The sequence below is a fragment of the Stenotrophomonas sp. ZAC14A_NAIMI4_1 genome, assembly GCF_003086915.1.
Classification (GTDB): domain Bacteria; phylum Pseudomonadota; class Gammaproteobacteria; order Xanthomonadales; family Xanthomonadaceae; genus Stenotrophomonas.
Map to the genome: position 1 here is coordinate 2,892,229 of NZ_CP026002.1, position 13,389 is coordinate 2,905,617.

General features: G+C 67.7%; 15 protein-coding genes. 6 read left to right on the forward strand and 9 right to left on the reverse strand.

What is annotated here, in order from left to right; genetic code table 11:
- Positions 1–71: 71 nt before the first annotated feature.
- On the forward strand, positions 72–704 hold the full coding sequence (gene upp, locus C1926_RS13055) for a uracil phosphoribosyltransferase (RefSeq protein ID WP_079221521.1): 633 nt from the start codon (positions 72–74) through the stop codon (positions 702–704).
- 94 nt (positions 705–798) lie between these two features.
- On the opposite strand, the gene C1926_RS13060 is transcribed toward upp, so the two are convergent.
- On the reverse strand, positions 799–1,278 hold the full coding sequence (locus tag C1926_RS13060; RefSeq protein ID WP_108759475.1) for an SRPBCC family protein: 480 nt from the start codon (positions 1,276–1,278) through the stop codon (positions 799–801).
- A 152-nt stretch (positions 1,279–1,430) separates the two neighbouring features.
- Between C1926_RS13060 and C1926_RS13065 the strand changes: the two genes are divergently transcribed.
- Positions 1,431–1,721: a PsiF family protein gene (locus C1926_RS13065; RefSeq protein ID WP_108746485.1), complete on the forward strand. Its 291-nt coding sequence runs from the start codon at positions 1,431–1,433 to the stop codon at positions 1,719–1,721.
- 339 nt (positions 1,722–2,060) lie between these two features.
- Here the strand turns inward: C1926_RS13065 and C1926_RS13070 are convergent, their stop codons facing one another.
- The 6 genes from C1926_RS13070 to rsmD all read right to left on the reverse strand — a co-directional run bounded on the left by C1926_RS13070 (position 2,061) and on the right by rsmD (position 6,893).
- Positions 2,061–2,948: an MBL fold metallo-hydrolase gene (locus tag C1926_RS13070; RefSeq protein ID WP_079221518.1), complete on the reverse strand. Its 888-nt coding sequence runs from the start codon at positions 2,946–2,948 to the stop codon at positions 2,061–2,063.
- Positions 2,949–3,067: 119 nt separating this feature from the next.
- Positions 3,068–4,798, reverse strand: coding sequence for a gamma-glutamyltransferase (ggt, locus tag C1926_RS13075; RefSeq protein ID WP_108759476.1), 1,731 nt, complete (start codon positions 4,796–4,798; stop codon positions 3,068–3,070).
- A complete protein-coding gene (locus C1926_RS13080; RefSeq protein ID WP_079221516.1) occupies positions 4,795–5,076 on the reverse strand; it encodes a YfhL family 4Fe-4S dicluster ferredoxin in 282 nt (93 codons plus the stop codon). Before C1926_RS13080 ends, ggt begins: the two co-directional genes overlap by 4 nt.
- A 131-nt stretch (positions 5,077–5,207) precedes the next feature.
- Positions 5,208–5,699, reverse strand: a complete 492-nt coding sequence (locus C1926_RS13085; RefSeq protein ID WP_079221515.1) for a hypothetical protein — start codon at positions 5,697–5,699, stop codon at positions 5,208–5,210.
- Positions 5,700–5,778: 79 nt separating this feature from the next.
- Complete coding sequence (gene coaD / locus C1926_RS13090) at positions 5,779–6,288, reverse strand: pantetheine-phosphate adenylyltransferase (RefSeq protein ID WP_008267036.1); 510 nt, start codon at positions 6,286–6,288, stop codon at positions 5,779–5,781.
- Between the two features lie 26 nt (positions 6,289–6,314).
- Positions 6,315–6,893: a 16S rRNA (guanine(966)-N(2))-methyltransferase RsmD gene (gene rsmD, locus C1926_RS13095; RefSeq protein ID WP_108759477.1), complete on the reverse strand. Its 579-nt coding sequence runs from the start codon at positions 6,891–6,893 to the stop codon at positions 6,315–6,317.
- A gap of 732 nt (positions 6,894–7,625) precedes the next feature.
- Here rsmD and htpG point away from each other — a divergent pair.
- Positions 7,626–9,515 (forward strand): molecular chaperone HtpG, encoded by a 1,890-nt coding sequence (gene htpG / locus C1926_RS13100; RefSeq protein ID WP_108746482.1) that lies wholly within the window; start codon positions 7,626–7,628, stop codon positions 9,513–9,515.
- Between the two features lie 119 nt (positions 9,516–9,634).
- Here htpG and C1926_RS13105 read toward each other — a convergent pair whose 3' ends face one another.
- Positions 9,635–9,931: a flagellar basal body protein gene (locus C1926_RS13105; protein ID WP_108759478.1), complete on the reverse strand. Its 297-nt coding sequence runs from the start codon at positions 9,929–9,931 to the stop codon at positions 9,635–9,637.
- A gap of 130 nt (positions 9,932–10,061) precedes the next feature.
- Here C1926_RS13105 and ftsY point away from each other — a divergent pair, with 130 nt between their 5' ends.
- The 3 genes from ftsY to C1926_RS13120 all read left to right on the forward strand — a co-directional run bounded on the left by ftsY (position 10,062) and on the right by C1926_RS13120 (position 12,843).
- Complete coding sequence (gene ftsY / locus C1926_RS13110) at positions 10,062–11,360, forward strand: signal recognition particle-docking protein FtsY (protein ID WP_108759479.1); 1,299 nt, start codon at positions 10,062–10,064, stop codon at positions 11,358–11,360.
- 83 nt (positions 11,361–11,443) lie between these two features.
- A complete protein-coding gene (gene mutY, locus C1926_RS13115; protein ID WP_108759480.1) occupies positions 11,444–12,568 on the forward strand; it encodes an A/G-specific adenine glycosylase in 1,125 nt (374 codons plus the stop codon).
- A gap of 5 nt (positions 12,569–12,573) precedes the next feature.
- Complete coding sequence (locus C1926_RS13120) at positions 12,574–12,843, forward strand: oxidative damage protection protein (protein ID WP_108760698.1); 270 nt, start codon at positions 12,574–12,576, stop codon at positions 12,841–12,843.
- A 64-nt stretch (positions 12,844–12,907) separates the two neighbouring features.
- On the opposite strand, the gene C1926_RS13125 is transcribed toward C1926_RS13120, so the two are convergent.
- Positions 12,908–13,354, reverse strand: coding sequence for a DUF6491 family protein (locus tag C1926_RS13125; RefSeq protein ID WP_108760699.1), 447 nt, complete (start codon positions 13,352–13,354; stop codon positions 12,908–12,910).
- Between the last annotated feature and the right edge of the window lie 35 nt (positions 13,355–13,389).

Sequence of the window (13,389 nt, forward strand, 5' to 3'; positions counted from 1 at the left end):
TTGCATGCGGCGTGGGCTTCGCAGCGCCGATCCGGCAAAATGGGGGCCTCTCTCCATTCCCCTTCCCGACCATGAAGATCGTCGAAGTGCGCCACCCGCTGGTGCAGCACAAGATCGGCCTGATGCGCAACGCCGCGCTCAGCACCAAGGATTTCCGCGAGCTGGCCAACGAACTGGGCACGCTGCTGGCCTACGAGGCCACCGCCGACCTGGAGACCGAGCCGCACACCCTGCCCGGCTGGGCCGGCCCGGTCACCGTGCAGCGCATCGCCGGTGCCAAGATCACCGTGGTGCCGATCCTGCGTGCCGGCCTGGGCATGCTCAGCGGCGTGCTGTCGCTGATCCCGGCTGCGCGCGTGAGCGTGGTCGGCCTGCAGCGCGATGAGGAAACCCTGCAGCCGGTGCCCTATTTCGAGCGCCTGACCGGCCGCCTGGAAGAGCGCGACGCGCTGATCCTGGACCCGATGCTGGCCACCGGCGGCACCCTGATCGCCACCATCGACATGCTCAAGCGCGCCGGCGCGCGCCGCATCAAGGGCATCTTCCTGGTCGCGGCGCCGGAAGGCATCGAAGCGGTCAAGGCCGCGCATCCGGACGTGGAGATCTACACCGCGGCCATCGATGCCCAGCTCAACGACAAGGGTTACATCCTGCCGGGCCTGGGCGATGCCGGCGACCGCATCTTCGGTACCCGCGTGGTGTGATCCGGTTCAAGGGGTCAGAGCCCTTTGCCCGTGCAAAGGGATCTGACCCCGGGGTCGGATCCCTTTCGCAGAAAGGGCTCCGACCCCGGCCAAGCTACAACCCGGCCGCCAGCGCTTCCAGCTGGTCGATGGCCATGTTCCAGCCCTCAAAGAATCCCATCTGTTCGTGTTGGTCACGGACTGTCTTGTCCGGGTGCATCACCTGCGCGGTGTAGCGGCAGCCCTGCCCTTCGTCTGCCAGGGTGATGATGGCGGTGAAGCCCAGCCACGGCGTCTGCGGGCGCCAGCCACCGCCCAGCATCGAGGTGAACACCAGGCGCTGCTGCGGCACCACCTCGACGAAACACCCGGGGTTATCGCTGCTGCCGCCCTCGGGGCCTTGCATGAAGGTGTGGAATGCCCCACCCGCGCGCAGTTCGAACGCGCGCACTTCAGTGGTCCACGGCCGCGGGCACCACCACTGCCGCAGCAGCTCAGGCTCGGTCCACGCCCGCCACAAGGCCGCCCGCGGCGCGGCCAGCACGCGGCTGATGACCAGGTCGGTGTCCGGATGCTGGTCGGCATCGGCAGTCATGGGCGTACTCCTGTGCGAACGGTCGGATGCCCACCGATACGCCGATCGCCCCGCCCAGGCAAGCGTTACCGGGACGATCGCGGATCTTCACGTCGTTTTCCAGCCAGCAGGCGAATGCTCCGCGCACCCGCACCGCTCGCCCTGGAGATGCCATGAACGCCTCGTTCCTGCTGGCCGCCGCCCTGCTGATCGGCCTGCCCCTGGCCGCCACCGCCGCCACCCCGCAACAGCAGCGCATGGCTGACTGCTCGGCCAAGAACAAAGGGCTGAAGGGCGACGCCTACAAGACCGCGCAGAGCGCCTGCCTGAGCGGCCACGCCACCGAAACCAAGGCCGCCACCCCGCAGGAGCGCATGAAGCAGTGCAACGCCGATGCCGCGACGAAGAAACTCGCCGGCGACGCCCGCAAGACCTTCATGAGCAGCTGCCTGAAAGCCTCGTAAGAGAGTCCATCGACTTCACCCGAGCGGGGTCAGAGCCCGTTGCGAAGCAACGGGATCCGACCCCATTTGAAAATCGATATCTGACAGATGTGCCGACCAACGGTCGGCACCCACCAACAGCCACCGGCCAACTGTCAGAGGTGGGGCGGTGTGGGTGGGCAGGACCGTTGGCGCCATGGATGGCGCCATCGAGCCCCCATGGATGGGTTTACGGCGTGTCCTGACCACCCACACCGCCCCGCCAACCCACGGAATGCCCGCTTTTGCTGTTGAGGGTGCCGGCCAGCGGCCGGCACTACCGCAGGTGCAGGGCTGCAAGCCCTGCCAAACGAACACCCCTCACCCCAGCGCGCGCGCCTTCAGCTCCCCCTGCTCATGCAGGGTCACGAAACGCCCCTTCTCATCCCGCCCCAGCTGCGCCAGCGCCACCTGCGGGTCATGGGTGAAGAACAGATGCACGTTGCGCGCCAGCTTGTCTTCCAGGAAGCGCCGCTTCTCGTCGATCAGCAGCTCGGCATTACGGTCGTAGCCCATGGTGATCGGCACGTGCACCCACGAGCGCCCCGGGATCAGGTCGGCGCAGAACACCACGCCACCATGCGCATCCTCGCCGGCATGCGCATGGCCCACGATCTCGGCCAGCATCAGGCCCGGCGTATGCCCATCGCTGTAGCTGAAGCGCACGCTGTTGCCCAGCGCCTGCGAATACTCGCCATCGACCACTTCCAGGCGCCCACTGGCCTGCAGCAGGCCCGGCAGCTCCGGAATGAAGCTGGCGCGGTCGCGCGGATGCGGCTGCAGCGCCCGCTGCCAGTGCTGCGCACCGACCACGAAGGTCGCGTTGGGAAACAGCAGCTCCGGCCCGCGCCCTTCGCTCCATGCCGCCAGCAGGCCGCCCGCGTGGTCGAAATGCAGGTGGCTGAGCACCACCACGTCGATGTCCTCGTGCTCGAAACCCGCCTCGCGCAGCGAATCGATCAGCACGTGCTGGCTTTCCTGCACGCCATAGCGGTCACGCATGCGGGGATCGAAGAACGCACCGATGCCGGTCTCGAAGAGCACGGTCTTGCCATCCAGCGGGCTGGCCAGCAGCGCACGGCACGCCAGCTCGATGCGATTGAGCTCGTCCGGTGCCGCCCACTTTTCCCACACCGCACGCGGCGCGTTGCCGAACATCGCGCCGCCATCCAGGCGCTGCGAGTTCCCACGAATCGACCATAGTTTCATTCGGCAATTATCGAGGGCACCCCGTTAAATAATCGCTAGCCGCAAAATGCAGAACCCCGCTGGGTGGCGGGGCCTGGTGATTTCTGCTTCGCCGGGCATGGCCCGGCGCTACCGCCACATCAGTGTGCCGGCACGACCTGGGCGCTGCCCACCGGGTTGCGCGGATCGCTGCCACCGTAGAGCTTGTTGGCCTTGCGGTCCCACTCCACCGTCTGCAGGTTGCCCCAGACGTGGCTGGAGCCGCGGCCGCCAGCGGCGACGTCGCCCGGCAGGTCGATCTTGTGGCCCATCGCCTGCAGCTGCTTCACGGTGCCTGCGTCGAAGGCATCGCTCTCGGCCTCGATCAGGTCCGGCAGCCACTGGTGGTGGTAGCGCGGCAGGGCGGCCACCTGCTGTGCATCCAGGCCGGCGTCATAGCCGAGGATGCCCAGCAGCACCATGGTGATGATGCGGCTGCCACCGGGGGTGCCCAGCACCACCACCTTGTCGGCGTTCTCCATGAAGGTGGGCGTCATCGAGCTGAGCATGCGCTTGCCCGGCTTCGGCGCGTTGGCCTCGTAACCCATCACGCCGAAGGCGTTGGGGGTACCCGGCTTCAGCGCGAAGTCGTCCATCTCGTTGTTCAGCAGCACGCCGGTGCCCTTGGGAATCAGGCCCGAGCCGTACAGCAGGTTGACGGTCTGGGTGGCGCCGACGCGGTTGCCATCGCGGTCGATGATCGAGAAATGCGTGGTCTCGTCATCTTCCAGCGGGGTCGGGTTGCCCGACAGCAGGTCGCTCGGGGTGGCCTTTTCCGGGTGGATCGTGGCCCGCAGGCCCTGCGCGTAGTCCTTGCTGGTCAGCACTTTCTGCGGGATCTGCACGAAGTCCGGATCGCCCAGGAAGAAGGTGCGGTCGCGGTAGGCGCGGCGCATGGCTTCCACCACCAGGTGGGTACGGTGGGCCGCATCCATCTGCTTGATGTCCCAGCCTTCAAGGATCTGCAGCATGCTGGCCAGGGCGATGCCACCGGACGACGGCGGCGGCGCGGTGGTGATCTTCCAGCCGTTGTAGTCGAACACGATCGGTTCGCGCAGCTTGACCTGGTAGCCGGCCAGCTCGTCGGCCGTCCACTTGCCGCCGGCCTGCTTCACGCCTTCCAGCAGCAGCTTGCCGGTCTGGCCCTTGTAGAAGCCATCACGGCCACCTGCGGCCAGGCGCTCCAGGGTCTGCGCCAGCTCCGGCTGCTTGAACAGATCGCCGGTGGCGATCGGCTTGCCGTTGCGCAGGTAGACCTCGCGCGTACCGGGGAAGCGTTCCATCACCTCACGGCGCGAGGCGTAGCCCTTGGCCATGCGGTCATAGACCGGGAAGCCCTCGCGGGCAATGCGGATGGCCGGCTGCAGCGAGGCCGACAGCGGCAGCTTGCCGTGCTTGGCCGACAGTTCCACCAGGGCGGCGGGCAGGCCCGGGATACCGGCCGACCACGGGCCGTTGACCGAACGGTCGCGGTCCAGGTTGCCCTGCTTGTCCAGGAACGCCTGCGGGGTCGCGGCCGTCGGGGCGGTCTCGCGCGCATCCAGCATGATGTCCTTGCCGGTGGCCGCATCGTGCAGCAGGAAGAAGCCGCCGCCGCCCAGGCCCGAGCTGATCGGCTCGACCACGGCCAGGGTGGAGGACACCGCCACGGCCGCATCGAAGGCATTGCCGCCCTGCGCCAGGATGTCGATGCCCGCCTGGGTCGCCAGCGCATGACCGCTGGCAATGGCCGCGCCATCGGGGCGCTCGGCACGGGCGGTGGTTTCAGCCCAGGCCAGCGGGCTCAGCACCAGGCCGAGCAGCAGCAGGGGACGGACGATCAGCGTCTTCATTCGGATGGGGGCTCCGCATAGAGTTCGGGGTGATCGTGCTGCAGTCGGCGCAACTTGGCCAGCAGCTGGACTTCCGTTTCCACGATCTCCGGGTCCGGGTCGATGCATTCGACCGGGCAGACGACCACGCACTGTGGTTCGTCGAAGTGACCCACGCATTCGGTGCAGCGCGCAGGGTCGATCAGGTAGATGGTTTCACCCATCGAAATGGCCTGGTTCGGGCAGGCCGGCTCACAGACGTCACAGTTGACGCAGAGCTCGTTGATTTTCAGCGACATGGCGATACTCCTCGCCCGCGCCTTGGGACAAGGACCGGCCTGCGCGGGCGCGCGGGCCGGTCAGGTCATCAGCGGCATCCTTGCGGAGCGCCGCCCGGGCCATGCCGGAGCATGGCCGCCATGGCACGGTCTTACTTGGCTTCGACGAAAATGTACTCGGCGCCGGTCGGCTGCACGACAGCCTGCACGCGGGCGTTGTCTGCGGACTGGCCGATGAAGACGACGCGCACGCCCTTCATCGAATCCGGCGAGACGTCCTTGAACACGGCCTGGATCATGTCAGCCATCTTGCCGGAGGCCGACGAACCGAAGGCCAGCATGTTGCCCGGCTGCACGCCACGGGCCACGGCCTGGGTCGCGCTCTCGGTCTGGCGCTCGTACTTGGCCTGGAAGTCCGGGTCCGATTCCGGCGAGAGGTAATACAGGAACGGGCTGTTGGTGATGGTGCCCATGTTCTGGATCGCCACTTCCTGCAGGTACTTCTTCCAGCCTGCATCGTCTTCCTTGGCCGGAGCGACCAGGGCCTGCTTGGCGTCTTCGACCGGAGCCGCTTCTTCCTTCTTGCAGGCGGTGAAGGCCAGGGCAAACGAAGCGATCAGCATCGCGCGCATGGTGGTGTTCATGGGTTTCCTCCCGAGTGGTGCGTGTGGTTTACGTAATGGGGGTGCGTGGTACTACTGGCCCTGCCGCGGCGGGCAGGATTTACGACTGCGCCGACTTCGCTTCGCGGACCTTGCGCAGCGCCTCAAGCACGGCGGCCGGCACGAAACCGGACACGTCGCCACCCAGGCGGGCGATCTCGCGGACCAGCGAGGACGAAATGAAGCTGTGCTGCTCGGCCGGGGTCAGGAACAGGGTCTCGACCTCCGGGATCAGGTGGCGGTTCATGCTCGCCATCTGGAATTCGTATTCGAAGTCGGACACCGCGCGCAGGCCGCGCAGCAGCACCCCGCCCTGGACCGAACGTACGAAATGGGCCAGCAGGGTATCGAAGCCGATGACTTCGACATTGCTGTGGTGGCCCAGGGCACCCCGGGCCAGCTGCACGCGCTGCTCCAGCGGCAGCGCCGGGCCCTTGGACGGGCTCTGCGCCACGCCCACCACGACCTTTTCGAACAGCGGCGCGGCCCGGCTCACCAGGTCGATATGACCGTTGGTGATGGGGTCGAACGTGCCGGGGTAGACGGCAATGCGGCGGTTGGCCACGGTCATGGGCGGATGCAGATGTTCAGATGAAGTCAAAGTGTAGCAGCGGCGCGGCGGTACAGGGCAAAGCGCACCTCGCGGGTGCCGCCCTCGCGGTGCAGCAGCCATTCCGGCGGCAGCACGGGCACGTGGCCGGCCGGCGATTCCAGGTACAGCCAGGCATCGGCGGCCAGGTGGCGTGGCAGCTGGGCCAGCACGTCCTGCCAGAGGCCATCGGCGAACGGCGGGTCGATGAAGACCAGATCGGCCTGCTGCGCCTGCGCGCCCTGCAGCCAGCGCAGGGCATCGGCCTGGACCACGGTGACCTGCCCGGCGGCCTGCAGCTTGGCGACGGCGGACGACAGGTTGCGGCCGAGCTGGGGATCGCGCTCGACCAGGGTGGCGTGCGCCGCACCGCGGGAGACGGCTTCCAGGCCCAGCGCGCCGCTGCCGGCGAACAGATCCAGCACCCGCGCCCCGCCCAGCCGGGGCATCAGCCAGTTGAACAGCGTTTCGCGCACGCGGTCGCTGCTGGGCCGCAGGCCCGGCAGGGTCGGCACCGGCAGGCGGGTATTGCGCCAGCGCCCGCCGATGATGCGGACCTGGCCGTCATTGCCACCACGGCCGCTCACCGGCGGCCCCGGCGGAGGTTGTTCGAGAAATTCACCATGAGCGGGATTGTAGTTCGGCCGGGCGGCGCCCGGCACCCGCCGAGGCCAGAGCAACAGCCGAAGCAACAGCGGGCATTCCGTGGCATGGCGAGGTGGGTCCGGTTGAGGGGGACGCCGTAAACCCATCCATGGGGGCTTGGTCGCGCCATCCATGGCGCTCACACCCCCTCAACCGGACCCACCCCGCCTTCGACAGTTTCCTGCGATCTGTCGGAACGGCTTTCTGCTCAGGTGGGTGCCGACCGTTGGTCGGCACTGGGTTGGATATCGATGTGTTATGGAAAAATAGTGTCGATCAAGGTCGACAGCTACCAACAGCCGCCGTTGCCAGTAGATCCACGCCATGCGTGGATGAATTCATTCGATATCTGACAGATGTGCCGACCAACGGTCGGCCCCCACCAACAGCAGGTTCCAACAGCCGCGTGAACCTGTCGAAGGCGGGGCACTGTGGGTTCGCGGGGTGTGAGCCGCATGGATGCGGCGACCAAGCCCCCATGGATGGGTTTACGGCGTCCCCGCGAACCCACAGTGCCCCGCCATCCCACGGAATGCCGCTGCTGCTGTTGCTGTTGCCTCTGCAGGTGCAGGGCTGCAAGCCCTGCCGACCAACCCCTTGATTTCGGGACAATCAGCCATACCCCTTGGCCAGGCCGCACGCGCTGGCGCGGCATTGCACACGGAGCCCTATCGATGACCGAGACCCCCCAGACCGAAACCCTTGGCTTCCAGACCGAGGTCAAGCAGCTGCTGCAGCTGATGATCCACTCGCTGTACTCCAACAAGGAAATCTTCCTCCGCGAGCTGGTCTCCAATGCCGCCGACGCCGCCGACAAGCTGCGCTTCGAAGCCCTGACCCAGCCCGCCCTGCTGGAAGGCGACAGCGAGCTGCGCGTGCGCGTCAGCTTCGACGCCGCCGCCCACACCATCACCATCGAAGACAACGGCATCGGCATGAGCCGCGCCGAAGCCATCGCCCACCTCGGCACGATTGCAAAATCCGGCACCGGCGATTTCCTGCGCCAGCTGTCCGGCGACCAGAAGAAGGATTCGCAGCTGATCGGCCAGTTCGGCGTCGGCTTCTACAGCGCCTTCATCGTCGCCGACGAAGTGGAAGTGACCTCGCGCCGCGCCGGCCTGGCTGCAGGCGAAGGCGTGCGCTGGACCTCGCGCGGCGAAGGCGACTTCGACGTGGCCACCGTCGACAAGGCCGAGCGCGGCACCCGCATCGTCCTGCACCTGAAGGACGGCGAGCATGATTTCGCCGATGGCTGGCGCCTGCGCAGCATCCTCAAGAAGTACTCCGACCACATCGGCCTGCCGATCCAGATGCCGAAGGAAGGCGAAGAAGGCGCTGCCGGTGAATGGGAGACCGTCAACCGCGCCAGCGCGCTGTGGACCCGCCCGCGCACCGAGATCAGCGACGCCGAGTACACCGAGTTCTACAAGCACGTGGCGCACGACCACAGCGACCCGCTGGCCTGGAGCCACAACAAGGTCGAAGGCAAGCTGGAGTACACCTCGCTGCTGTTCGTGCCCGGCCGCGCGCCGTTCGACCTGTACCACCGCGATGCGCCCAAGGGCCTGAAGCTGTACGTGCAGCGCGTGTTCGTGATGGACCAGGCCGAGCAGTTCCTGCCGCTCTACCTGCGCTTCATCAAGGGCGTGGTCGATTCCAACGACCTGTCGCTGAACGTCTCGCGCGAGATCCTGCAGTCCGGCCCGGTCATCGATTCGATGAAGGCAGCGCTGACCAAGCGCTCGCTGGACATGCTGGAGAAGCTGGCCGCCGACAAGCCGGAGCAGTACGCCACGTTCTGGAAGGAATTCGGCCAGGTGCTGAAGGAAGGCCCGGCCGAGGACTACAACAACCGCGAGAAGGTGGCCGGCCTGCTGCGTTTTGCCTCCACCCGTGGCGAGGCTGATGCGCAGACCGTGTCGCTGGCCGATTACATCGGCCGCATGGCCGAAGGCCAGGACAAGATCTACTACCTGACCGGCGAGAGCTACAGCCAGGTGCGCAACAGCCCGCATCTGGAAGTGTTCCGCAAGAAGGGCGTGGAAGTGCTGCTGCTGACCGACCGCATCGACGAGTGGCTGATGGGCTACCTGACCGATTTCGACGGCAAGGGCTTCGTCGACATCGCCCGCGGCGACCTCGACCTGGGCGCGCTGGAAAGCGAAGCCGACAAGCAGGAACAGGAAGCCGCGGCGAAGGACAGGCAGGGCCTGGTCGAGCGCCTGAAGTCGGTGCTGGGCGATGACGTGGCCGAAGTGCGCGTCTCGCACCGCCTGACCGATTCGCCGGCGGTGCTGGCGATCGGCGAACAGGACCTGGGGCTGCAGATGCGCCAGATCCTGGAAGCCAGCGGCCAGAAGGTGCCCGACAGCAAGCCGGTGCTGGAGATCAACCCGGGCCACCCGCTGATCGCCAAGCTCGATGCGGAAGCCGACGGCGCGCGCTTCGACGACTTGGGCCGGGTGCTGTTCGACCAGGCCGCGCTGGCCGCCGGTGACAGCCTGAAGGACCCGGGCGCCTACGTGGCACGCCTGAACAAGCTGCTGCTGGAACTGTCGGCCTGATCGACAGCGGGGCGCCGGGCATGGCCCGGCGCTACCGGGCGATGCTCTGGTAGGGGCCAACCTTGGTTGGCGCTCCAAATGCGTGTCAACCAAGGTTGACACCTACCAGGGCGGGCTTCTCAGGCCTCCCGATCCAGCAGCGAGCCCAGCATCTGGTCCTGGCGGCGTATCACCGCGGCGTTGGCGGCGAAGGCCACCACTTCAGCCTTGGCCGCCAGCAGGTCACCCAATGGCGCGGTGGGGTCTGGGTCGGCAGCAACGACCGTCGCCTCTACCCCGCCCTGCCCGGCCGCAGCGCGCTGCAGTTGCAGCCGCTGGGCATCCGGGGTGGCGGCGTTGGCCACGTTGTGTGCGGCAACCTGCACGCCCTGCTGGGCCGCGCGCATTCCGGACAGCGCAGTCTCCATCACGTTCATCGGCGGTCTCCGGGCTGCCCTGCGCAGCCCCTCGGACCGGTTAACGGCCCCGCACGCGCAACCTTGAGTCCACATCGAGCCGACAGGCCCGAGTGGTAGCATATCCCTCTGATTTCAGCGCCTTTTGCCAATGCTCAGTTTTTTCCGCCGCAAGAAGCCCCAGGACGCCGCCACGACGGACGCGCCCAAGACCCAGCATTACTCGGCTGATGAGCTGGCGGCGGCGTTCCCGTCTGCCGCTCCGGTCGAGGAGGCACCCGCCGCACCGGTAGCCGCGCCGGCCACCGTCGAGGCCGCTGCGCCCGCGCCCGTCGCCGCGCCCGAGCCGCCGGTTGCCGCTGCACCGGCAGCGCCGGTGCAGGAACGGGTCATCGCCCCGGAGGACTTCGAGGCCGAGGCCCTGGCTGCCGCCGCCGTGCTCGCACCGCTGGCGCCGGTGACCCCGGCCGAGGCTCCGGCCGCGCCCGCCGCTGATCTGCCGGTGCTGGTCGATGCCGCCCCGGCCCCGGCCGGCAAGCCCGGCTGGCGCGAGCGCCTGCGCAACAGCGTCATCGCCCGCAGCTTCGGCGGCCTGTTCTCGCGCAATCCCAAGCTCGACGACGACCTGCTGGACGAACTGGAAACCGCACTGATCACCGCCGACGTCGGCGTGGGCGCCACCACCGACCTGGTCGAGGGCCTGCGCAAGCGCATGAAGTCGCGCGAGTTCGTCGATGCCAATGCCCTGCTGGCCGCACTGCGCAGCGAGCTGATCGCGATCCTGCAGCCGGTGGCCAAGCCGCTGGTGATCGACCGCAACGCCAAGCCCTTCGTGGTGCTCACCGTCGGCGTCAACGGCGTCGGCAAGACCACCACCATCGGCAAGCTGGCCAAGCGCTTCAAGGACGAGGGCCACAGCCTGATGCTGGCTGCCGGCGATACCTTCCGTGCTGCGGCCGTGGCCCAGCTGCAGGCCTGGGGCGAGCGCAACGGCGTGGCCGTGGTCGCCCAGGGGCAGAACGCCGACGCCGCTTCGGTGGCCTACGACGCGCTGCAGGCCGGCAAGGCGCGCGGCACCTCGGTGCTGATTGCCGACACCGCTGGCCGCCTGCATACCCAGTCCGGCCTGATGAACGAGCTGGGCAAGATCCGCCGCGTGCTCGGCAAGATCGACGAAACCGCGCCGCACGAAGTGCTGATGGTGATCGACGGCACCACGGGCCAGAACGCGCTGTCGCAGCTGCGTCAGTTCAATGCCGCAGTGAAGGTGACCGGCCTGGTGGTGACCAAGCTGGACGGCACCGCCAAGGGCGGCGTGGTCTTCGCCCTGGCCCGCGAGTTCGGCATTCCGATCCGCTTCGCCGGCATCGGCGAGCGCCCGGAAGACCTGCGCGTGTTCGATCCGGAAGCCTTCGTCGACGCCCTGCTGCCTGAAGCGCTGGGCGCCTGATACGCCGTGCAGCCACGCATGGCGTGGCTCTACTGAAATCTGGTAGAGCCACCCCACGGGTGGCTGCCTTCCCCGGAATACCCATGCCCCGCCAGCCGCACGCCAGCGCCGGAACCGCCCCCGCAGACGACTTCGTCGCCCACCTGCTGCACTGGTTCGACGACCACGGCCGCCACGACCTGCCCTGGCAGCACCCGCGCAGTCCCTACCGGGTCTGGCTGTCGGAGATCATGCTGCAGCAGACCCAGGTGACCACGGTCATCCCGTATTTCCAGCGTTTCCTGCAGCATTTCCCGAGCCTGCCCGACCTGGCCGCCGCCAGCAACGACGAAGTGATGGCGCAGTGGGCCGGCCTGGGCTATTACGCCCGTGCACGCAACCTGCATGCTGCGGCCAAGCGCTGCGTGGAACTGCACGACGGCGACCTGCCGCGCGATTTCGATGCGCTGCATGCCCTGCCCGGCATCGGCCGCAGCACCGCTGGCGCCATCCTCAGCCAGGCCTGGAACGACCCGTTCGCGATCCTCGATGGCAACGTCAAGCGCGTGCTGAGCCGCTATCACGGCATCGAGGGCTTTCCCGGCCTGCCGGCCATCGAGAAGCAACTCTGGGCGCTGGCCGAAGCACATGTGGCGCAGGTACCCGCCGGGCGCATGGCCGACTACACCCAGGCACAGATGGATCTGGGCGCGACCGTGTGCAGCCGCGCCAGGCCGGCCTGCGTGATCTGCCCGATGCAGGAAGACTGCGTGGCTCGCCGCGAAGGCCGCACCGCCGAACTGCCCACGCCGAAACCCGGCAAGACCCTGCCCGAGCGCGAAGCGGTGGCCCTGCTGCTGCGCGACCCGCAGCAGCGCGTGCTGCTGCAGAAGCGGCCCGATACCGGCATCTGGGCCCAGCTGTGGACCCTGCCGCAGGCCGAGGCCGGCAGTGACCTGCAGGACTGGTTCGACGCGTACGTCGACGGTTCGCTGGAAGATGCCGACGAACTACCGGTGCTGCAGCACACCTTCAGCCACTATCGGCTGCACCTGCAGGTATTGTCGCGGCAGGTACGCGGCCTGCGCGTGGAAGAACCGGCGCTGCGCTGGGTGGCCGCTGACGAACTCCCGGCGCTGGGCCTGCCCGCGCCGATCCGCAAGCTGCTGGACGGCACGCCGGTGAAGGCGCCGAAACGCAGACCCACGAAACCCCGCAACCACGAGTGAGTGCCATGCCCCGAACCGTCTTCTGCCAGTACGAACAACGCGATGCCGAGGGCCTGGACTTCGTGCCCTACCCCGGCGACCTGGGCCAGCGCGTGTTCAACCACATCGGCAAGCAGGCCTGGGCGGCCTGGCTGGCGCACCAGACCACGCTGATCAACGAAAACCGCCTGTCGCCGCGCAAGCCCGAACACCGCGCGATGCTGGAAGCGGAACTGGTGAAGTTCCTGTTCGAGAAAGACGCCGAAAAGCCGGCCGGCTTTACCCCGGAAGCCTGAGCCGGTAGCGCCGGGCCATGCCCGGCGACCAGACACCCGCCGGGCATGGCCCGGCGCTACCCGATCAGTTCGCGGATTCCTCGCGCTCCTGCACCTGCGCCTGCCGCATTTCCTTTTCCTCTGCGCGCAGCGATTTCACATCCAGCTTGCGGATCGTTTTGATGAAACACGGCACGCGCGGGCCGCCCGTCGGGTCGCGCACAAGCACCTTGTCGAAGGGCGCGCTGACGCGACCCATCCGGCTGGTCAGGCCGATGGCAGGTGCACTGGACAGATCCGTGCACGGCCCGGCCAGCTCCAGCAGATAGGCTTCGCTGGGCCGGGTCCACACCGCCAGCGCACTGTCTCCAAGCTCGGTCCAACCATTGAGCGTGCCGAAGAACTGCATGTCCCTCTGCGGCGGGCCGGCGTGTGCGCGGTACAGTTCCAGCCGGTCGGCACTGGTCAGGCCAGTGGTGGCGCAGCCGGCCAGGGCCAGGCACAGGCCGGCGATCAGCAACGGGGTTTTCATGGCGATCTCCAGCGGGGAACTGCGCACATCATGCG